The sequence below is a fragment of the Thiospirillum jenense genome, from assembly GCF_014145225.1.
Classification (GTDB): Bacteria; Pseudomonadota; Gammaproteobacteria; order Chromatiales; family Chromatiaceae; genus Thiospirillum; species Thiospirillum jenense.
Genome location: NZ_JABVCQ010000001.1, coordinates 63,443 through 85,493, shown reverse-complemented (window position 1 = coordinate 85,493; position 22,051 = coordinate 63,443). Strand labels below are relative to the sequence as shown.

At 51.8% G+C, this 22,051-nt stretch carries 16 protein-coding genes; 6 read left to right on the top strand and 10 right to left on the bottom strand.

All coding sequences use genetic code 11. From position 1 onward, the window contains the following. Positions 1 to 33: 33 nt before the first annotated feature. From HUK38_RS00365 to HUK38_RS00320, 10 genes are all read right to left on the bottom strand, one after another. A complete protein-coding gene (locus HUK38_RS00365; protein WP_182581786.1) occupies positions 34 to 1,320 on the bottom strand; it encodes a nucleotide sugar dehydrogenase in 1,287 nt (428 codons plus the stop codon). A 5-nt stretch (positions 1,321 to 1,325) separates the two neighbouring features. Next, positions 1,326 to 3,233 (bottom strand): XrtA/PEP-CTERM system amidotransferase, encoded by a 1,908-nt coding sequence (locus HUK38_RS00360; protein WP_182581785.1) that lies wholly within the window; start codon positions 3,231 to 3,233, stop codon positions 1,326 to 1,328. 119 nt (positions 3,234 to 3,352) lie between these two features. Beyond that, complete coding sequence (gene pgi, locus HUK38_RS00355; protein ID WP_182581784.1) at positions 3,353 to 4,996, bottom strand: glucose-6-phosphate isomerase; 1,644 nt, start codon at positions 4,994 to 4,996, stop codon at positions 3,353 to 3,355. Positions 4,997 to 5,085: 89 nt separating this feature from the next. Further along, the gene (gene zwf / locus HUK38_RS00350) at positions 5,086 to 6,567 is read right to left on the bottom strand and encodes a glucose-6-phosphate dehydrogenase (protein ID WP_182581783.1); all 1,482 of its coding nucleotides are present in this window, start codon (positions 6,565 to 6,567) and stop codon (positions 5,086 to 5,088) included. A 55-nt stretch (positions 6,568 to 6,622) separates the two neighbouring features. Beyond that, on the bottom strand, positions 6,623 to 7,060 hold the full coding sequence (locus HUK38_RS00345) for a hotdog family protein (protein WP_182581782.1): 438 nt from the start codon (positions 7,058 to 7,060) through the stop codon (positions 6,623 to 6,625). Between the two features lie 6 nt (positions 7,061 to 7,066). Further along, positions 7,067 to 7,930 (bottom strand): SDR family oxidoreductase, encoded by an 864-nt coding sequence (locus HUK38_RS00340; RefSeq protein ID WP_182581781.1) that lies wholly within the window; start codon positions 7,928 to 7,930, stop codon positions 7,067 to 7,069. Positions 7,931 to 8,113: 183 nt separating this feature from the next. Then, positions 8,114 to 8,716, bottom strand: a complete 603-nt coding sequence (locus tag HUK38_RS15310; RefSeq protein ID WP_275284986.1) for a tetratricopeptide repeat protein — start codon at positions 8,714 to 8,716, stop codon at positions 8,114 to 8,116. 108 nt (positions 8,717 to 8,824) lie between these two features. After that, complete coding sequence (locus HUK38_RS15305; RefSeq protein WP_275284985.1) at positions 8,825 to 10,345, bottom strand: SEL1-like repeat protein; 1,521 nt, start codon at positions 10,343 to 10,345, stop codon at positions 8,825 to 8,827. A gap of 148 nt (positions 10,346 to 10,493) precedes the next feature. Beyond that, positions 10,494 to 12,155 (bottom strand): TaqI-like C-terminal specificity domain-containing protein, encoded by a 1,662-nt coding sequence (locus tag HUK38_RS00325; protein WP_238787331.1) that lies wholly within the window; start codon positions 12,153 to 12,155, stop codon positions 10,494 to 10,496. 23 nt (positions 12,156 to 12,178) lie between these two features. Next, on the bottom strand, positions 12,179 to 12,847 hold the full coding sequence (locus tag HUK38_RS00320) for a biliverdin-producing heme oxygenase (protein ID WP_182581779.1): 669 nt from the start codon (positions 12,845 to 12,847) through the stop codon (positions 12,179 to 12,181). Positions 12,848 to 13,065: 218 nt separating this feature from the next. On the opposite strand from HUK38_RS00320, the gene HUK38_RS15300 reads away from it, so the two are divergent. From HUK38_RS15300 to HUK38_RS00290, 6 genes are all read left to right on the top strand, one after another. Then, positions 13,066 to 14,193, top strand: coding sequence for a methyl-accepting chemotaxis protein (locus HUK38_RS15300; RefSeq protein ID WP_182581778.1), 1,128 nt, complete (start codon positions 13,066 to 13,068; stop codon positions 14,191 to 14,193). 136 nt (positions 14,194 to 14,329) lie between these two features. Further along, the gene (locus HUK38_RS00310) at positions 14,330 to 14,713 is read left to right on the top strand and encodes an EF-hand domain-containing protein (RefSeq protein ID WP_238787330.1); all 384 of its coding nucleotides are present in this window, start codon (positions 14,330 to 14,332) and stop codon (positions 14,711 to 14,713) included. Positions 14,714 to 14,790: 77 nt separating this feature from the next. Then, entirely contained in the window at positions 14,791 to 15,009 is a 219-nt protein-coding gene (locus HUK38_RS00305) for a hypothetical protein (RefSeq protein ID WP_182581776.1), read from the top strand. 74 nt (positions 15,010 to 15,083) lie between these two features. Continuing rightward, on the top strand, positions 15,084 to 17,333 hold the full coding sequence (locus tag HUK38_RS00300; protein ID WP_182581775.1) for a DUF1631 family protein: 2,250 nt from the start codon (positions 15,084 to 15,086) through the stop codon (positions 17,331 to 17,333). Positions 17,334 to 17,505: 172 nt separating this feature from the next. Further along, a complete protein-coding gene (locus tag HUK38_RS00295) occupies positions 17,506 to 18,234 on the top strand; it encodes an Lcl C-terminal domain-containing protein (RefSeq protein ID WP_182581774.1) in 729 nt (242 codons plus the stop codon). A gap of 71 nt (positions 18,235 to 18,305) precedes the next feature. Further along, positions 18,306 to 22,010 (top strand): InlB B-repeat-containing protein, encoded by a 3,705-nt coding sequence (locus HUK38_RS00290; protein WP_182581773.1) that lies wholly within the window; start codon positions 18,306 to 18,308, stop codon positions 22,008 to 22,010. The last annotated feature ends 41 nt before the right edge of the window (positions 22,011 to 22,051 follow it).

Below are 22,051 nucleotides of genomic sequence, written 5' to 3'. Positions count from 1 at the left end.
ATCCGTTGTGTGCTAATTAAAAATCGCGCCGCACTATAATCGCCCATCAACGTCTGATTTAGGAAATAGGTATTTGACATCGTAAATCACCGCATTAGGTTTACCTAATGCGCGAATGGCGGCACTGCCAAGCGCAATAAATTGCCGATGTGCAACTGCAATAATAATTGCATCATACAATCCCGGCGTTCCCAATTCCACTAATTGCAACCCGTATTCAGACGCTGCTTCAGCGCGATCTACCCAGGGATCATGCACCGCACACTGAATACCATATTCATTCAGCTCTTTAATAATATCTACCACGCGAGTGTTGCGCAGATCGGGGCAGTTTTCTTTAAATGTTAATCCCAGAATCAATACCCGTGTTGCAGTAGAAATGCCACCACGTTGACTCAAACGTTTAATCACTTCGGTAGCGATAAACGCCCCCATGCTGTCATTCAAGCGCCGTCCAGCAAGAATAACCTCGGGATGATAACCAATGGCTTGCGCTTTATGAGTCAAATAATACGGATCAACGCCAATGCAATGACCGCCAACTAAACCGGGGCGGAATGGTAAAAAATTCCATTTACTCCCTGCTGCTTGTAATACTTCTTCCGTATCAATCCCGAGCCGATTAAAAATGAGCGCCAATTCATTAATGAGCGCGATATTGACATCGCGTTGGGTGTTTTCAATTACCTTTGCGGCTTCAGCGACGCGAATACTACTCGCTAAATGCGTGCCAGCGGTAATAATGCTGGCATAGAGCGCATCAATATAAAGCGCAATGTCTGGCGTAGAGCCGGAGGTGACTTTTTTGATTGTCGGTAATCGGTGTTCATGGTCGCCGGGGTTAATCCGTTCCGGGCTATAGCCAACAAAAAAATCTTGATTAAAAACGAGCCGCGAGCCCTGTTCTAATAATGGAACACAGACCTCTTCAGTGGCACCTGGGTACACCGTTGATTCATAAATAACAATGTCGCCAACTTTAATAATACTGCCTAATAAACGACTGGCACTTTCTAATGGTGTGAGGTCGGGTTCTTTATGCGCGTTAATTGGCGTGGGGACGGTGACAATAAAGACATTGCAGCGGCGTAAATCGGTGACGTCATTGCTATAGGTTAAATTAGTCGCGGCGCGCAATTCTTCATCACTGACTTCGAGTGAACTATCATGGCCGGCGCGTAATGCGGCAATGCGATCCGCTTTAATATCATAGCCGAATGTTGGGTATTTTTGGCTAAAGGTGACCGCTAATGGCAATCCAACGTAACCTAATCCAATAATGCCTAATACCGGTGGACGCGAAATAAGTGTGAATGACATGGCAATTAATCCGACGGCGTATTTGATAATAAATTGTTTTGAAAAGCGCCAAACATTAAAAGACTCCAGAGCGCAGGGCTAAAGTCACGAATGCCCGCTTGATGCTGATCAACCATCCACCGCAGGCGTTTCATATTAAATAAACTGGTATCAGCGATGGTATCACCTAATACCACAGTGCGTAATTGTTCACGCAATGGCCCGCGAAACCAAGCCGCTAATGGCACCGCAAATCCCATTTTGGGACGATACAAATTGTCGTTATCTAAATAGGGTTCGAGTGACTTTTTAAATAAAAACTTGCCTTCACGACCATTCAATTGCCATTCGGGCGGCAAGGTCGCAGCCCATTCCAATAATGGATGATCGAGTAATGGTTCGCGCACTTCCAACGCATGAGCCATGCTGGCGCGATCCACTTTCGTTAATATGTCGCCTGGCAAATAGGTTTTTAAGTCAAGGTATTGAGCGCGTGAAACGGGATGATCGGGGGCGCGTTTTGCGTAATGACGCAAGACCTCGACGGCTTGATAGCCTTGCAATTCACGCCGCAATTGCGGCGAAAATAACGCGGCACGCAGCGAATTATTCAGAATAGCGATGCTATCAAAATAACCGTCAATTGATGTGCGCGCTAATGCTTGTAAAGTTGATTTGGCACGCAAGATTTGCGGCGCCCAATCGGCTTTAGGATAAATAAAACCCGCCGCGCCAAATACTGGTCCCCGCAACCATTGTGGAATTAAACGGCGCACTTTGTCTTCATACATGTGCCAACGATAACGGCGATAACCGGCAAAGGTTTCATCACCGCCATCACCCGATAAACAGACGGTGACACGCCGCCGCGCTAATTCACATACGCGATAGGTTGGCATAGCGGAACTATCGGCATAGGGTTCATCATAGAGCGTGGCCAATTGCCCAATTAAATTAAAATCATCGGGTGAAACTGTGTCTAAATGATGATTGGTATGGTAACGGTTTGCCACTAATTCGGCAAAGGCGGATTCATTATATTTGGGGTCATTAAACCCAATGGAACAGGTATTGACCGCTTGATCGGATAAACCCGCCATCATTGCCACAACGGCGCTGGAATCCACGCCGCCAGATAAAAAAGCGCCTAATGGGACTTCTGAAATTAACCGAATACGGATTGATTCACGCAGCCGTTCAATCAATTCGTCAGCCGCTGTTTGAATATCAAGTTTATTTGATGATGGCTGAAAAAGAATATCCCAATACTCGCGGGGCGCGGGTAATGATTGACCGCGCCGAATTGTTAACGTATGACCGGCCGGCAGTTTGTGAATAGATTTGAAGATACTGCGCGGATCAGGGATATAACCGTAGGCGAAATACTCTTCAATTGCATGGGGGTCAAGATCACGCGGCAATTTGGAATCAAGCAATAATGATTTCATTTCAGAGGCGAATAATAACCGCCCATCCGCCAGTAATGCGTAGTGCAATGGTTTGACGCCGAGGCGATCACGCGCAAGAAATAAAGTTTGCTGTTGCCGATCCCATAAAGCGAATGCAAACATGCCACGAAAGCGGTCAACACACCGCTCGCCCCATTGCTCCCACGCATGAACAATCACTTCGGTATCGCAATGGGTACGAAAGATATGTCCTGCCGCAGTTAATTCCGTTGCCAGCGTTTGGAAATTATAAATCTCGCCATTGAACACGACCACAACGGAGTGATCTTCATTAAATAACGGTTGCGCACCACCCGACAAATCAATAATTGCCAAGCGCCGGTGTGATAACCCCAAGCCGGGTTCTCGATGTTCACCGCCCGCATCCGGACCACGATGCCATAACGCATCATTCATTCGCGTTAATAAATCGGGATCAATGGGGCGCTGTTCTCGCGTATCGAAAATACCGGCTAATCCACACATGAGTTATGATGGCCTGTGAGTTGTTTTTTTGATTGTTTCCACACACCGGTGAGAACGCATTCTTCATGCAACATCAATCAATCGGCATTCAAATCGTGTCATATTTGACCAATACATCATTAACGATTTTTCAAAAAATAATCCATCAACGCCGCAGTAGAACTGTCATGTTCGGTGTTCAAAACCCGTCCAGATTCCAATTCTTTCAGAATAATAGTTGCCAATTGTTTGCCCAATTCAACGCCCCATTGGTCAAATGAATTGACATTCCACACCACGCCCTGACAAAAGATTTTATGTTCATACAGCGCAATTAACGCGCCGAGGGTACGCGGTGTCACTTCATTCACCAATAGCGTATTAGTCGGGCGATTACCGTCAAATTGACAATGCGGCGCCAGGCGTTTGGTATCCACCTCAGAACGACCGGCAGCTAATAACGCCGCCTCCGCTTCTTCTAATGTCCGCCCACGCATTAACGCTTCAGTTTGCGCAAAACAATTGGCAATTAACTTGGCATGATGATCGCCCAGTGGATTATGACTTTGCACCGGTGCAATGAAATCGCAGGGAATTAACGTCGTACCCTGGTGAATTAACTGATAAAAAGCATGTTGCCCATCGGTGCCGGGTTGCCCCCATACAATTGGCCCCGTGGCATAATTAACGCGCTCGCCATCATGCGTGACATGTTTGCCATTACTTTCCATGTCGCCCTGTTGAAAATAGGCGGCAAAATGTTCTAAATATTGATCGTAAGGCAGAATGGCTTGGGTGCTGGCGCCAATGAAATTAACGTACCACACGCCGAGTAACGCCATAATCACGGGCAAATTGTTTTCTAATGGTGCGCTATGAAAATGCTGATCCATTTCATGCGCGCCGGCTAATAATTCGGTAAAATTATCATAGCCAATCGCTAATGCAATTGGTAATCCAATTGCCGACCACAGTGAATAACGTCCGCCAACCCAATCCCAAAATTCAAACATTTGCGCGGGATCAATTCCAAATGCTGTGACCTTTTCGGTATTCGTAGAAACGGCGACAAAATGATGCCGCACGGCGCTATCATCACCCAATTGGTCAATTAACCAGCGCCGCGCACTTTGGGCATTGGTCATGGTTTCTAATGTCGTAAACGTTTTTGACGCGACAATAAACAACGTGGTTTTAGGATTCAAATCCCGAATGGTTTCTGATAAGTGCGTGCCATCAATATTAGAAACAAAATGCACCCGCAAACTCGGGCGTTGATAGGGTTTTAATGCTTGGCAAACCATTTTCGGCCCCAAATTAGAACCGCCAATCCCGATATTCACGACATCTGTAATAGCTTGACCAGTAAAGCCCGTCCATTCGCCATTGCGCACTTGATTAACAAAGCGTTCCAGTCGCATTAAAACAGCATTGACATCTGGCATGACATCATGCCCGTCAACCATCACTGGCGTATTGCTGCGATTGCGCAAGGCGGTATGCAGCACGGCGCGATTTTCGGTGGTGTTAATTGCCGTGCCATTAAATAACTGCTCGCGGCGCTGTTCTAATTGCGCGGTGCGCGCTAATGCAAATAATAAGTCAAGCGTGTGATCGGTAATGAGGTTTTTTGAATAATCAAGATAAATACCCGCCGCCGTGCATGTCATGCGCGCTGCCCGCCCCGGATCATTGGCAAACAGGGTACGCAGATGCGTCGTGTTCATTTCTGACCAATGTGCGGTTAATGCCTGCCAGGCGGGAGTGGTATTGATTAGCGTCATAAATGTGACAACTCCTGATTGATTCGTGATACGCGGTGCCGTAATAATACTGTGAATTGACTGGCAATAAAACTGTTAATGTAAACGGGTTATTCGTCTAACCCATTGCGCCAGGCTTGATCGTCTTTATCAAATAAACGACTGGCTTCTTCCGGCCCCCATGAACCGGCGGGATAGGTGGGAATAAAGGCGCGTTCAGTTGCCCACAATTTAATCACCGGATCCACAATGCGCCAGGCGTATTCAACTTCATCATAGCGTAAAAAGAGCGAATGATCGCCTTCAATCACATCCAGAATTAACGCTTCATACGCATCAATTTGATCGCGGCCAAAAGTGCAGGTGCTGGCGTCAAGACGTTCAATTTGGGTGCGCATTTCTAGCCCCGGTTTTTTGACCAGTAATTCTAATCGAATGCACTCGTTGGGTTGGATGTTTAATAATAACCAATTGGGGCGCAGTTGTTCAATTGCGGTGTGTTGAAATAATTGTTGCGGCGGGTGACGAAACCGAATGGCGATCAATGAATGCGTGGCGGCGAGGCATTTACCGGTGCGCAAATAAAACGGCACCCCGCGCCAGCGCCAATTATCAATGTAGAGCTTTAATGCGGCATAGGTTTCGGTGACGCTGTGTGGATCAACATTGGGTTCGTCTAAATACCCGGGTAATAAACGTCCATTAACATCAGCAGCGCGGTATTGCGCTCGAAAGGCGTGGGCGTGAACGGCTTGGCGGGGAATGGGGCGAATAGAACGCAGGACTTTCACCTTTTCATCGCGCAATGCTTCAGCATCTAAACTGGGCGGCGGTTCCATTGCCACGAGCGTTAATAATTGTAATAAATGGCTTTGAATCATGTCGCGCAATGCACCGACGCCATCATAAAATCCAGCGCGGCTGCCAATACCTTGTGATTCGGCGTGGGTGATTTGAATATGATCAATTGTATTGCGCTGCCACAGCGGTTCAAATAATAAATTGGCAAAGCGAAAGACCAGCACGTTTTGCACCGTGCTTTTACCCAAATAATGATCAATACGATAGAGTTGGTGTTCGTGGAAATGCCGCTGCAATTGTTGCGCTAAAATCTTGGCGCTGTCTAAATCATAGCCAAAGGGTTTTTCAATTACCAAGCGCGTCCAGCCGTGCGCTTCACTATTTAATCCAACGGCGGCGAGTTGGTCGGCAATCACGCTATAGAAATCAGGTGCGACGGCGAGATAAAAAATGCGATTGGTCGGCCAGGTGGTTTCGGTATTAAAGCGCGTGGTTAATTGCGTAAAACCGGACGGGTCGTGCAAATCACTGTTAATAAAATGCAGCCGGGTTAATAATTGATCGAGCGCGGCGCTGTCGAGTTGATGATTAAAACGGGCGGTTAAAATGCGTCGCACTTCATCGCGCCAGTCATTATCTGACCAATCGCGTCGCCCGCAGCCGACAATGCGGGTTAATGGCGCTAATTGCCCGGCGCGTTCTAATTGATAGAGCGCGGGTAATAATTTAATTTGCGCTAAATTGCCAGTGGAACCGAAAATGACGAGGGTGCAGGAAGATTGCGCGGTCACGTTAATAATCCTGTCAAAGGTGAAGGGCGGGCGGTGAATTAAAGTTCATTGCCAATCATGGGCGGACGAGGGCGCTGCGTAATAAAGTTAATTGCCCGCTGGCGACGGGTTGGTCAGCGGTGAACACGGCGAAATGATAGCGCACATTGACGCCCACGGCCGCGTCGCGCTGGGCGGTGACGTGCAGCGGGGCGGCGACCTGATCTAACCAGTTGATGTGTAACACTAAATTCTGCACCGCGCCGAGAAATAATACCGGGCTGTCACCCGCCAATTGCCCGAGCAGTACCCCGTGTAACGCGGCGGCTTGCGCGGCGTATTCGACGCTCTGCACCGCTGACAGGTGAGCGGCACCGCGCAGCGGGTTGTCGGGCGCGTGGTGACTGGTGGTTAAACAGTGAATCTGCGCCTGATCCCACGCGCTGACCTGTTCGAGCAGGCGCATCGTGCCGTGATGCGGCAGGGCGGCGTAGTCATCGGTCAAGTCGCGCATGAGTTATCACGTCACCGGGTGCAGGTCAGCCAAGCCGTCGGCCAGCGTTGGGTAGCGCAGTGTAACACCAAGTTCGGTCAACACCTTGTCGTTGCGCAGCCGCCGTGATTCTTGCATGTAAGACAGTAACCCGGGGGAGAGGTGCGCGGGGGCGGCGGATAGCGGGATTTGCGGCGGGGCGGGTAAGCCGACGGCGGCGGCGACCTGACAAAAATAGTCAGTCATGGTGCTGGGTTGATTGTCGCAGACGTTGTAAATCGCCCCGGCGGGGGCGCGTTCCATTGCGGCGAGGCAAATGGTGACTAGATCGTCGGCGTGAATGCGATTTGACCAGGGCGCTTCGGCGGCTGCGACCACTGGTAAGCCGTTGCGTAACCGTTCCAGCGGCAGGCGGTCGGCGGCGTAAATGCCCGCGACGCGCAAAATCACCAGTTCGCCACCGCTGGCGGCTGCCCAAGTTTGCAGGCGCTGTTCGGCATCAACGCGGCGTTTGGCACGGGCGGCGAGTGGGCGAACTGGCCAGGTTTCGTCCACCCAGTCACCGTGACAGTCGCCGTACACGCCGGTTGTGCTGAGGTACACCACGCGGCGCGGGTTGCCGGTGGATAAAAAATGTGAGACTAATCGGGCGGTTAGATGATCTTGGTCGTCGTGACTGGACGGCGGGGCGCTGTGGAAAACCAGTTGATCGGCGCAGTGGAGCGCGGCGAGCGGGTGGTGTTCCAGATCGAGTTGACAGGCGGTGGCGCCGGTGGCGGTGATGGCGGCGCAGCTGCTGGCGCTGCGGGCGACGCCGATGACGGGGTGTTGATTGGCGATGAGGCGGCGGGCGAGGGCGCAGCCGATGTAGCCGCAACCGAGGATGTGCATGGTTTGAGTTCCTAGTTTGGGGGGACGGCTGTTAAGTGCTGATAAATCAACAACTAAAATCGCGCTTCTCACCCGCGACGGCGGGAAGCCAGCAATTGTGCGATCTGGATTCCCGCTGGCGCGAGAATGACAGTTGAGTGAATGAGAAACTTAACAGCCCGGCTAGTTTGGGAAGGTAACAGTCTACTGCGGTGCGGTCGCTTGCCGTTTTTGCATCCACTCTGTCGCTCGTTGCTGGGCGGTGGCAATTTGCTCGGGGGTCATCAACTTAGATAGCTCAGCACACGCCTTAGTCGCGTCGGTGTTCCCGGCTGCCTCTGCTAATTTGAACCATTTAAGAGCTTCGGCATCGTCTTGTGTAACCCCTTGACCTTCGGCATACATCACACCTAGGTTGCTCTGCGCCTGTGCAAAGCCTTGATCAGCCGCTTTGCGAAACCAGCGCAGTGCCTCGGCATAGTCTTGCTTGATGCCACGACCTTCGAAATACTTCACTCCAAAGTTGAGCTGCGCCTTTGCATCGCCCTGATCAGCCGCTTTGCGAAACCAGCGCACCGCTTCGGCATAGTCTTGCGCGACGCCGCGACCGTTTTCATACATCACACCTAGGTTGCTCTGCGCCTTTGCATTGCCTTGTTCCGCCAATAGCTGCATGATTTGGAATGCTTTAGCGTAATCGCCGGCAATGTAGGCGCGCAATCCATCATCAAATGAATCAGCAAACGCCGTCGTCGCAAAACACAAGCAAGCACAAACGATTAACGATGATATCCGAGGTTTGTTCATTAGCGATCTCCTATTTGATGGTCATTAAAAAGCAATGCACGACAGACACTTTTTTAATTGTTCCCACGCCAAAGCATGGGAACGCTCAGAATTGACAACGGTAACAGTTTAATGCGGCGCGGCAGCTTGCCGTTTTTGCGTCCATTCCGTCGCTCGTTGCTGGGCGGTGGCAATTTGCTCGGGGGTCATCAACTTAGACAGCTCAGTGCGCACCTTAGTCGCATTCGCGTTCCCGGCGGCCTCTGCCAAAATGAACCATTTAAGGCCTTCAACATAATTCTGTGGAACGCCGTGACCTGCAAGATAACTCACGCCTAAATTGAACTGCGCGTCTGCATTGCCTTGATCAGCCGCTTTGCGAAACCAGCGCAGTGCCTCGGCATAGTCTCGTGCGCCATCTGGAGCTTTTTTGCACATCACACCTAGGTTGTTCTGCGCCTGTGCAACCCCCTGATCAGCAGCTTTGCGGTACCAACGCACCGCTTCGGCATAGTCTTGCTTGGTGCCGCGACCGTTTTCATACATCACGCCTAGGTTGTTCTGCGCCTCTGCAAAGCCTTGTTCAGCCGCTTTACGATACCAACGCACCGCTTCGGCATAGTCTTGTGTGACACCCCGACCGTTTTCATACATCACACCTAGGTTGTACTGCGCCTGTGCAAAGCCTTGTTCAGCCGCTTTGCGATACCAACTCAGCGCTTCTGCATGGTCTTGTGTGACGCCAAAACCTTTTTCATACATCACACCCAAGGCGTGCTGTGCCTTTGCATCGCCCTGTTCAGCCGCTTTACGAAACCAACTCACGGCTTCGGCATAGTCTTGTGCGACGCCTTGACCTTTTTCATACATCACACCTAAATTGAACTGCGCTTTTGCATAGCTCTGATCAGCCGCTTTGCGATACCAACTCACGGCTTCGGCATGGTTTTTCTCAACACCCCGACCTTCGTAATACTTTGAACCCAGGTCGCACTGCGCCTCTGCAACCCCCTGATCAGCCGCTTTGCGAAACCAACTCGCCGCTTCGGCATAGTCTTGTGTGACGCCTCGACCTTCCGCATACATCACACCTAGGTTGTTCTGCGCCTCTGCCTGTCCCTGATCAGCCGCTTTGCGATACCAACGCACCGCCTCGGCATAGTCTTGTGTGACGCCCCGACCTTTGTAATACATCACACCTAAGTTGAGCTGCGCCCCTGCAAAGCCTTGTTCAGCCGCTTTACGATACCAACGCACCGCTTCGGCATCGTCTTGTGTGACGCCTCGACCTTCGGCATACATCACACCGAGGTTGAACTGCGCCTCTGTATGTCCCTGATCAGCCGCTTTGCGATACCAACGCACCGCCTCGGCATAGTCTTGCTTGGTGCCGCGACCTTTTTCATACATCACGCCTAGGTTGTACTGCGCCTTTGCATCGCCCTGTTCCGCCAATAGCTGCATGATTTGGAATGCTTTAGCGTAATCGCCGGCAATGTAGGCGCGCAATCCATCATCAAATGAATCAGTCTGAACGACTGTCTTATAATCACTCGCTGTGTAGGTACGCACTTCATCGTTAGCACACGCCGTCGTCGCAAAACACAAGCAAGCACAAACGATTAACGATGATATCCGAGGTTTGTTCATTAGCGATCTCCTATTTGATGGTCATTAAAAAGCAATGCACGACAGACACTTTTTTAATCGTTCCCACGCCAAAGCATGGGAACGCTCAATCAACAACTGACTCAACTGCGCCCCACTAATTCTTATCTCACTGAACGCGGCAACTAATCTATCTTTCAATTCTGTAAGTGCCAGTATCATCCCGCTTGATTTGCAGATGATCGAGATACGTTTCCTCATCAAAGCGCGTCGCCCCGTAAAGAAACTGGCTATAAATCGGCAGCAATTCTAAATCACCACGCAGTATTTTATGGGTGTTAAAAACTTTAGAAAACATCCAATTCATCAAATCACTACTCAACAGCGCCCCCAGCACTTGGGGGGGAATTGGGAAATCTATATCAGGAATTAACATATTTGCGCTGTTCAAAAAATAGCGCTGCCGATCATCATAAAAGAAACGCAATCTTGAGGAAATAAATTTATAAACCAGTTTCTCGTTTGCATCGTAGATGTGACGTGGCGCAACTTGCTGATAAAAACTCATATCAGCGGGGATGAAACTGGTTGCGGGTTTTAATTTCCCATCTAAAATATCCGCGCCCTTATAAACAGCAATATACCCGTCTTGCGGCGAAGATTGAATAAACTTTTTATTATTGCCCGTGACAATACCTAATCCCCAAGCAGCGTGATTTTTTAATGTGATGTGTGGTATTGACATCAAGTATTGCAACGTCAACGCATCCCGATCATCGCAGTACAGATTTAATATGGATTTTGGATTACATGAGAACGAGCTTTTCACTCTTTCATAACTACTGCGCCTAGTCTCACACACAATGGTTGCGACCGGAGCAGATGCCTGCTTTTTAAGCACAATTGCCTGTGCATTTGTCACCAACCCTTTGAATACCTTTCCATAATCAATCAAGCGTTCAATAGACCAATGCAGCGCATTGTTTCGCGCATTTTCAAACGCCGCGATATTAAAAAAGGCATCTGGTAATAGTAATCCTAAACGTCCATTCTCCTTGAGGCATTGCAAACACATAAAGAAAAAGAGCGCGCAAGTGTCTATGCTTGATCCCGCGCCCAGTCTCAATCCAATAGCGTCTCTTATTGACTTGTCAATTTTTTTCCCCCAGGGCGGGTTGGTGTAGATGTAATCAAATTGGGGGGCGCTGTTATTGACTGTGATGTTTAAAAAATCAGCAACCTTGATATGCGCAGTTTTACAGCCCGTCAATTTAAAAATGCGCGACCTGGTTATTTCAACCGCAATCGGATCAACATCATAGCCAGCAATATTCTCTGGCTTAAATCCTAGCGCGATTGCACGAACAATAAAGTTGCCCGTTCCGCAACACGGATCACAGAATGTTGCATGTTCAATGTCATCCGCTGGTTGCGCGAATAAATCACACACAACCGCCGCCGGTGTATAATAAATCCCCTCTTTATTGCGGTAAGATTCTGATAAACTCGCTTCATATTCATCGCCAATCCTCTCTAATTCTTCACCAGATGAAGCGAGCTTATCAATCAAGTTGGCTGTTGTTTTATTATGATCGTGTGAATCTTTTAGCGATTTATTCGCCCGCTGGTTGAGTTTTTCTTGACCAGCAATTGCCTTTTCAAAATTCTCCAATGATCCTAACGTGATCTTGCCATTACCCGCCGGCTTTAAATAATTGGTTTTAATCCAATTACGAATAGTGGCAGTAGAGACTTTTAAACGAGCGGCTGCCTCATCAATTGTCATGGTGAGCGGTTCTATTTCGCTAAATAAGTCGCAGCATTCCAATTGCTCCATCTTTAATCTCTCCATGCGTGACGCCGCTTAAATGTGAATCAATGCGCCGCCGTTTCCCCCAACGCCGCGTGCAATGCTTGAAACACCCGCTGCGCCCCGCTCACCACCGCCGCGCTCATCTCGTGCGGATGCGCCGATTGTCGCGCTATCTGATCCAAACCTGCGCCAAACTGCTGCCAACCGGCCGCAATCGCGCTGTCACCGCGAAATTCCAAAAAGGCGACCGGCAGCGGGTCGGGCGACGTTGACCACTGGCGTTTCAACTGGCGCGCAATCACCCGCCCGCCGAGCGTCGCCCCTTCCAACACATACAACCCGCCCAGCGCCGTCGCCTCATCCGTCACCAACTCGCGCATTCGGCTTGACCAACCCGCGAGCGGCAACCACGCCCCGTGCTGCCCCAGTGCCAATAAATCCTGTTGCAACGCTGGCAGCTTCGGGTAGATCGCCAATTGCGTCAGGGTAATCCGCGAACAGACGGCATACAGCAGCGGTTCAACGGTCAAATACACCTGATACAACGCGATCAGATAACGGACGTACGCTTGTAATGTGGCCGTCGGGGCTAACACCTGGCGCATCAGCGGCAATTCTTCCGTGGCGGTGTGAATACCGGCGGTGGCGTGGCGTAATTGCAGCATCAGCGCCGGCGGTTGATTGGTGAGCGCGGCGGTTGGTGGAGTTGGTTTCAGCAAAGGTGGTGACATGTTTAGCAGTGACTCGGTTGAGTGAGTGAAGGATGTGGGACGGTATAAACGTAGCAAGTGCGTCATTCTAAAATGTTAAACCCGTCGGCGGGTCATATTGACCCTGCCGAGACGCACAAAAGTGCTTATGATTATTACCGTCTGGTGCGATGGCAATTGCACCGGACGTGTTGGCGAAAAATATAACAAAACGGTTGGAGGAGTGAGGAGTGCTTACTATGATGTTTGCAAAATCAAAACATGAACAACAAGCGCGTCATTGGAATGATCAACATGCGCTATTAATTGCCGAAAATACCCAATTGCGGGCCGAAGTGGAGGAATTACGCCAAATCCTCGCGCAGCGCGATCATGTGGTTGACCAACAAAGCCAGCTCTCGGCGTTAATGACGTATGAAAATGAACACGTCCGCACGGGCTTACAAGATATTCAAACCAATCTGGCTGAATCGGTGAATGAAGCCAAACACAGCTTGTCGTTAATTGATAATTTGTCGGGCAATTTTAATTCAGTCGCGGCTGAAGTGACCGAGATTTCCGGATTTTTACGTTCATTAGAAACGATTGCGCAAGATTCAGATCAGGTGGTCGGGCAATTATCGGTACACGCCTCGCGGATTAACGCGGTATTAACGTTAATTCGCACCATTGCCGAGCAGACCAATTTATTAGCATTGAACGCGGCAATTGAAGCAGCGCGGGCGGGGGCGGCAGGACGCGGCTTTGCAGTGGTGGCGGGTGAAGTGCGCGCATTAGCCGATAAAACCCAATTGGCGATTGGTGAAATCCGCGATGTGATTCAAAATATGCTGGGTAATATTAATAATGTTGAAGCCAACTCGGCCAAGTTAGTTAATAATGCGCGGGAAATTAACGGCACCGTGGCCGGCTTTGAAACGCATTTGAATCAATTACATAATCATGTGGACGATACCTGTAGTGATGTGTTATCCATGTCAGATAGCGTATTTATGAGTTTGGCAAAACTCGATCATGTGATTTGGAAAGTCAATACCTATTTGTCAATTAGTACCGGCCAGCCGGCCTTTAATTTTGTTGACCATCATCAATGCCGTTTAGGGCAATGGTATGAACGCGGCGAAGGCAAACAGTTTTTTGCCCATTCCCGCAATTATGCCGAATTAGAAAAACCCCATGCGCAGGTGCATACGTCAACGCAGCGCATTTTGACAGCATTGGAAAAAACTGGGGGGCCGGATTACACCGCGTTATTACAATTGCTGGGGGATTTGGAACACAGCAGCGGGCGGGTATTTACCACACTGGATCGTATTCGTGCAGATGCGCGACCATTAGTGACGCGGCGCTCATCCGCAAAACATTAAATCAATTACTGTTTAATGATAAATCCGTCGGATGCGGGGCGCGTATGCACCGCATCATTTTATCAACCTAGCGCGTCACGTCGAATCCACCGCATTTTGAATGCGGTGGTCAATCACAATTAAAGAGGAATTGGTTATGCAAAATCGTCAATTACGTCAATTGACTACCACCATCGCGGTGGGCGGTTTATTATTTATGACACTGTCTAGTGATGCGCAACCACCATTCGGTGCGGCGGGTGGCGGCGCGGGTATGGGGCGCATGATGATGCCGGCGTTCAGTACATTTGATGCGAATGGTGATGGGCAATTAACGCGGGATGAATTTGAACAGGCCCGCGCTGCACGAATTGCCGAACGCTCGCAACAGGGTTATCAAATGCGTGGTTTAGCGAATGCGCCGGGGTTCGATCAATTCGATCAGAATAAAGATGGTCAGGTGACGGCCGCTGAATTTGCCGCGATTCAATCCCAACATCGGGGCGCTGGTCCTGCGGTGCCGTCACCCATTCAAAAATGACGGGGTTAATTGATTAAACCGTTTCCACGCTGGCGCGTGGGAACGATCAAATAATTGAATGATAAAGGTAAATTATCATGCCCTATTTTGTATATCAAATTGCCGAGCCGCGACAATTAACGCATTTGAATACCACGAGTGATTACAAAGAAGCGCGGGCGCTCGTGCGCAAATTACGCAGTGAACGCCCCGCCGAGGTCAGTGACGACTACCGCCTGATGTTTGCCCCCACCGAAGCCGAAGCCGAGCGCCTGCTGTCCACGCCGCGTGATGAGCGCGTGATCGGTGAAGATTGAATAACGCGGCGGTTGAGCGCCCCACCGTTATTTGATTACTATTTCCCACCGCCACCCAAACCTGCCGATAACCCATGCCTAAACCTTCGCAACGTGATCCGGAACTGCTCAAGCGTTACACGCAGGTGATGCAGCAGTATGGCAATTGTGTCGCCACCTTTTGCCAGCCCAGTTTTGCGCAGGTGTTCGAGCGGGTTGAGCCAACGCTGTTGACCATCGCGGTTCACATCGGCGATGCGCCAGCCATCCCGCGGGTGACTACGCTGGTTGCCACACTAAACGGGCAGCGGGCGGCGATGTTGGCGCGCATTGATGCCGAATTGACCAACAAGTTGGCGCAGTTTTGCATCCGAGCGCGCTTAACCCCACCGCCGGCGGAGATCACTGCCACCGCGCCGCCGAGCGTGACCGAGCCAGTGACCAGTGACCCTGCACCGCTGGCCGCCGAAGAAATGCTCGCCACGGAAAATCTCATCATCACCGCCAATGCCGGCTGTTTTCCCGAGCTGTACGCCCTCAGTCAGCGGCTGGCGATGATTAATCACGGGCGCAAACTCAAGGATGCTGACATCCCCGGTGGCCCTCGGCAATTGGTCGGCAGTTTTCAGTTAGCCCTCGCGCCACTGGCACTGGACGCGGGGGTAAAAATCATTCTCTACGCGCTGCTGCAAAAATACGTCACCAATCACGCCGCCGTGCTGTATGCCGAACTGAATAACCTGTTACGCAACACCGGTATTTTGCAACGCACCCATCCGATCAACCTGCGCCACCGGCGGTCGGGTAAAACTGCGCCGCTGCCGGCAATCACCCCCGCGTCCGCCAATCACGATCTGTTTGCCAGCATCCTCGAATTAGTCACAGTGCGTCGCGGCGCCGTTGCAGCCGCCGCGCCACCCACCAGTCACCTGTTGACCGCACTATCGGCTGCCACCCCGTTGGATGTCCGTTTGCGGGCGCTGCTGCTGGGGGTGACACCGCCGCCGGCCGGCGCGGCAACTGAAACTGATTTGAGTACGCGGGTTGAAATGGAGACCGTCGCCGTCCGGCGTTCAACCAGTCGTTTTTCACTGGACACCGCGCACGCGGTGGTTGATAGCGTTGGGACGTGGTTTGAAGACATGTTAGCCACCCCGCTTTTGCCGGCGGTGGTCAAAGCGCAACTCAGTTGCCTGCACACGCTGTATCTGACGCTGGCGCTGCGTGACCAGACGCTGCTGACCAATCATCGCCACCCAGCGCGGCAGTTGCTCTCTGATCTGATCGAGGCCGGCAGTTTGTGGGTTGATGAATCCAATTTAACCCACGGCATTTTCCCGACGGTGCAAAAAATCGTTGATCGCCTGCTGCAAACCGCCGAGGCTGACGTGGCGTTATTTGACCATCTTGGCAGCAAACTGCGCCGCCAGATGACCGAGCAGCGCCGCCCGAGTGAACGCCTCGAACCTCGCGCCGCGCAACTGGTACGCGGGCATCTACCGTCGCGTCACGCCCAACAGCGCGCCAGTCAAGTGCTGCACCTGTTGACCGCGCACCACGCCCTGCCGGATGTCATCCGTCAGTTCCTCGATAGCACTTGGCAAGACTTGCTAACTTACATCCTCTTGCGGCAAGATGAGGGCCCCGATAGTGCAGCGTGGCACGAAGCAGTGGCAACGGCGACGCAACTGGTAGAGCTGTTTGACCCGCAACTTAGCCCCAGTGAACTGCAACAACGCATTCAAGCCCTGCCGCGCCTGCGCCAGCGGATTTTCAACGGCATCACCCGCCTGGGTAGCCACAATCACGCCGTGTTCACTACCGCCAATGCCCTGCTGGGGAATCCCCGAGCGTTGCGCGAGCGGGTGCGTCAGTATCAAAGCGCCGCGGCGAATCGTGTTATGCCCGCCGCGGTGGTATCTCCCGACGCCTTTGATGCAACTCAATTACAACAAGGATTGAAAGAATTACCGCCAACTGAGTTGCTCACCCTCGATGCTCCCGCGCCGCCGCCGCTGACCAATGGGGCAACTGCATCATCAACCGTCAATACGGTGCATCAATCCAATCAAACCTTCGCCGTGCAGGCGATGATTGAACAATTGCGTGAAACGCCATTGGGCACCTGGTTTGAAATTGATTGGCCGAATGAAGCGGGTGATCGCCAACGCCTGCGGTTAACCTGGATTAGCCCATTAACCACCGCCTGTACATTTGTGAATCAAAGCGGCAATCAAGCGGCACTACGCAACTTAGGTGAATTAGCGCAAGCTATTTTAAGTGGCCGCGGGCGGGTATTAACTGAAGATAGCTCTACTACCACTTGGCATGGTGACGATGACTAATGGGTTTAGTTTAATTATCAACTATCGAATGATTTTGTATTAAATTAGGAGCGATGTAGCTCAGGTTATCATTGACTAAGTTCATCAAGTGTTTGTCGCAAGCGTTCCCACGCGGCGCGTGGGAATGATCAATTAGATTGACATTGAATGTATTGATGAGGTGTAAATACTCATGTATTCATATCGGCTCGGAATTGCAGCATTAACAGTCATCATGCCATTGCATGCCGTGCAATTAAATGATACTGGCATTCAATTCTGCGGTGGCGCCGCGTCAGGTAATAACACAGCGTGTTTAACGAGTGATCCAAGCGGTCAAGACGCGCAATACGGGCGTGATAGTCAAAGCGCAACTAATGCCAGCACCGATGGTTACGCGGGATTTAGTTTTACTCGCGTTAGCACATCTTGTGTGTATGACATGGTCACTGGATTAACCTGGGAAGTGAAAACTGACAGCAATGACAATTCTTTTTTGCGTGATAAAGATCATACTTACACCTGGTACACCATCCAAGATGGCATAGCAATTGGCGCGGTCGGTGATTCCACCACTTGTAATAATACACTCGGCAGCGTGACGGCGGTGCCCTGCAATACCAAAAACTATATTGATAAAGTCAATTCAACCGCGTTATGTGACTACACTGATTGGCGATTACCAACGCGCCAAGAACTTGAAAGTATTATGAATTTAGGCACTGCAAATCCCACCATTGATATCAATTACTTTCCCAATACAGTCGATGCTGATAATCAGTATTCCAAATACTATTGGAGCAATTCCCGCCATGCTAATGGCACGGATGCGTGGAAAATAGATTTTGCTTACGGCAATGTTTATAGTCATTCTTATGATGGCGCCTATGCTGTGCGATTAGTGCGCGGGACTTGGCAATAAATCTTGAAATATTGGCGCCGCTTTTTTGAAAAAAAAGCGGCGGGATTAAAGTCAGCAGGGGAGTAACGGCGGTGAAAAAACAATTGCATGTAATCGTCAGTTTAATGGCGTTGTTATGGATTGAAACCGCGCCAGCCGTGACCTGCATAACTGGATTAACTGCTAATAATCCTGACAATGTTTACACCATTAACGCCAATGGCACGGTGTTGGATACCCGCACTGGTTTAATGTGGAAAAGATGCACTGAAGGGAATACCTGGAATGCCGCAACCAATGGCTGTTCGGGTGAACCCACGACCTTTGATTGGTCAAATGCGTTAAGTTTAGCCGAGGCCTCAACGTGGGCAAACTATACCGATTGGCGGCTGCCAAATCGTAAAGAATTAGCGAGTTTAATTGAAAACTGCCGAATTGATCAGGCAATTAACGACACGGTATTTCCGAATACGCATAACTCGTATTATTGGAGCAGTTCGCCATCGGCCGACTATGAAACCATGTCGTGGCAAATTCATTTCGCCGACGGCACAACCGATAGCGGCGTTCGTTTAGGGGCAAATGTCGTGCGCCTAGTGCGCGATAATACGGCCAGCAGCAATTATCTATTAACTGTCACCCGCACTGGCGATGGTAAAGTCACCAGCAATCCAGCCGGTATTGAATGCAGTAGCACCGCGACCTTGTGTGAATCGGCTTATTCGGCCAATACAGTCGTCACCCTCACGGCAGTTGAATTAAACGGCGCGACCTTCACCGGCTGGGGCGGCGCTTGCTCAGGTACGGCGACCACCTGCACCGTTACCATGAGCGCCGCGCAGTCAGTCACGGCAGATTTCACCGCTGTAACAAACACTTACACCTTGACAACCACCGTCAGTGGCAACGGCTCGATCACCAGTAGTCCCGCCGGCATTGACTGCGGCGCAGATTGCAGCGAAGCCTTTGCCGCGACTTCGCGAGTGATCTTGACAGCCACGCCCGCAACTGGTGCGCTCTTCACCGGTTGGGCGGGCAACTGTGGCGGCAGCGCGACAACTTGCACCGTCAACATGACCGCCGCGCAGTCGGTCACGGCGATTTTCACCACGCCCATGTTGCTGGTGAATGTATCCGCCAACGGTCAGGTGACGAGCAGTCCCGCCGGCATCAACTGCGGCGGTGGCAACAGCGATTGCACCGAAGCGGTTGCCGCCAATACCGCCGTCACCCTCACGGCTACGCCCGTCGCCGGCGCAACCTTCACGGGTTGGAGCGGCGCTTGCTCGGGAACTGCGACCACCTGCACCGTCACTGCCAACCAAGCAACGACCTCCGTCACGGCTACTTTTGCTGCTAATACAAGCACTTACTCGTTAACCACCTCGGTCAACGGCATCGGCAGTGTCACCAGTAACCCCGCCGGCATCACCTGCGGAACGGATTGCAGCGAGACATTTGCGGCCAACACGGTCGTTACTTTAACCGCCACGCCATTACTCAATGCAACCTTCACCGGCTGGGGCGGCGCCTGCTCCGGCACTGCGACCACCTGCACCGTCACCATGAGCGCCGCGCAGTCAGTCACGGCCACTTTTGCTGCTAATACAAGCACTTACTCGTTAACCACCTCGGTCAACGGCATCGGCAGTGTCACCAGCAACCCCGCCGGCATCACCTGCGGAACGGATTGCAGCGAGACATTTGCGGCCAACACCGTCGTTACTTTAACCGCCACGCCACTACTCAATGCAACCTTCACCGGCTGGGGCGGCGCCTGCTCGGGAACTGCGACCACCTGCACCGTCACCATGAGCGCCGCGCAGTCAGTCACGGCCACTTTTGCGGCACCGCTCGCGTTATTGAGCGTCACTCTCGACCAGCCGGATTTGGGGCGCGTCACTGCTGATTCGGGCGATCTTGACTGCCCAGACGTGTGCAGCGGCAGCTACCCGCGTGGCAGCCAAGTCACCCTCACCGCCCAAGCGGCGGCTGGCGCGGTGTTCACCGGCTGGGACGGCGGGTGTTTTGGTAGCGAACCAGAGTGCATCGTTACGATGGACGCGGCACAAGCCGTCCGCGCCCGCTTTGAACCCCTGACTTTGACAGTCACGATCAGCGGTGCCGGGCATGTCACCAGTGACCTGGACGATCTTGATTGCCCCGGCAGTTGCATCGTCACCTATCCGATTGAAACGACACTGATTTTAACCGCCACGCCCACGCTTGGCTGGCAACTACTCGGCTGGGGCGGCGCCTGCACCGGCACGGCCGATTGTCAAGTGACGGTCGGCGGCAGCACGGCAGTGACCGCCAACTTTGCGGAGCTGTCCAATCCGTACCAACTCAGCAATCCGCTCAACGGCAGCGTCGAAAGTGGCATCGGCGTTGTGGACGGGTGGGTGTGCGCGGCCACGACGGTCAGTTTGCAAGTGGATGATTTTCCAGCATTTAGTACCGCTTACGGCGCGGAACGTCCCGACAGTGCCGCGCTGTGTGGTGATACGGCCAACGGGTTTGCGGCGGCGATCAACTGGGCAGATTACGGCGACGGTGAACACACGCTGACGGTGCTGGCCGATGGTCAGATCACGACGCAAGTCACCGTTGACGTGGTCACGCTCGGCACGGCTTACCTCAAGGGCGCGGCGGCCGCTGCAACCGTTGCGAATTTTCCCGCCGCCGGCATCAGCACCAATCTGCTCTGGTCAGAACCGCATCAAAACTTTGTCGTGACCGGCAGTACTCAGGTCGCGGCGCCTGACTTGCGCTACGCAGCGCGGGATGCGACGGCAACTTTGCACAATTGGGAAAGTCCGCTGCCGAATGGCTTTGAGAGCGGCAATACATTGTTGCGCGGCTGGGCGTGTGACGCGGCGCAGTTGACGGCTACGCTCGACGGCGTCGTGACCTTCACCCTGCCCTACGGCAGCGAGCGCGAAGACACGCAACCGGTGTGCGGTGACAGTCATAACGGCTACGCGCTGGCGATTAACTGGAATGATTTTACCGACGGGCAACATCAGATTACGTTAAATATCAACGATTTACCCGTTGAAACTCGCCGTTTCACCGTCGCCACGCCGGGCGGATTGGGCGTGATTTTAGGCGTCCAACAGCAACAGCGCGTGACCAATTTTCCGCTCGCCGGTGATGCCTTGACGCTGCGCTGGTCAGAGCCGCACCAAAATTTCCGCTTCAGCAGCTACCAACCGCGGGCGTCTGAACGGGCGGCGCTGGCGTGGCAAATCACCGAAATCTACATTGCCACGCTCGGGTATGCGCCGGATAGCGAAGGGCTGCGTTATTGGGTGAATAAATTATTAGATGATCATTGGACGCCCACGTCGGTTGCGCAGAGTTTTTTTGATAATGAATTGGTGCAGGTGCGTTATCCACTGGATGCCGGTGATGAAGCGCTGGTGGATGCGTTGTATGAAAATATCTTTAATCGCGCCGCTGATCTCGAAGGTAAAACTTATTGGTTAGCGCAATTAGCAGCGGGCAATACGGCGCGGCATGAGTTAATTATTGCGATGATTAACGGCGGCTGGGCAAATGATAATGCGGCCGATGATATGATGCGCTTCCGCCATTTAACCCAAGTGGGATTGGCATTTGCCGATGCGCAAGATGAACGCGGTATAATTTATACTGCGTTATCACCCGCGCAGCAAGCGCAATTACGCACCGCTGGCACCGAAGTATTAGAAGGTGTGACGGCTGATGTCATTACCCGCAATGCAGCAATTGCCAATATCCCGGCGTTATTAGACAGCGTGATGGCGGTGGAATAAACTTTTGATCGTTCCGCTGCGCGGGCGGGGGAACGATTAAA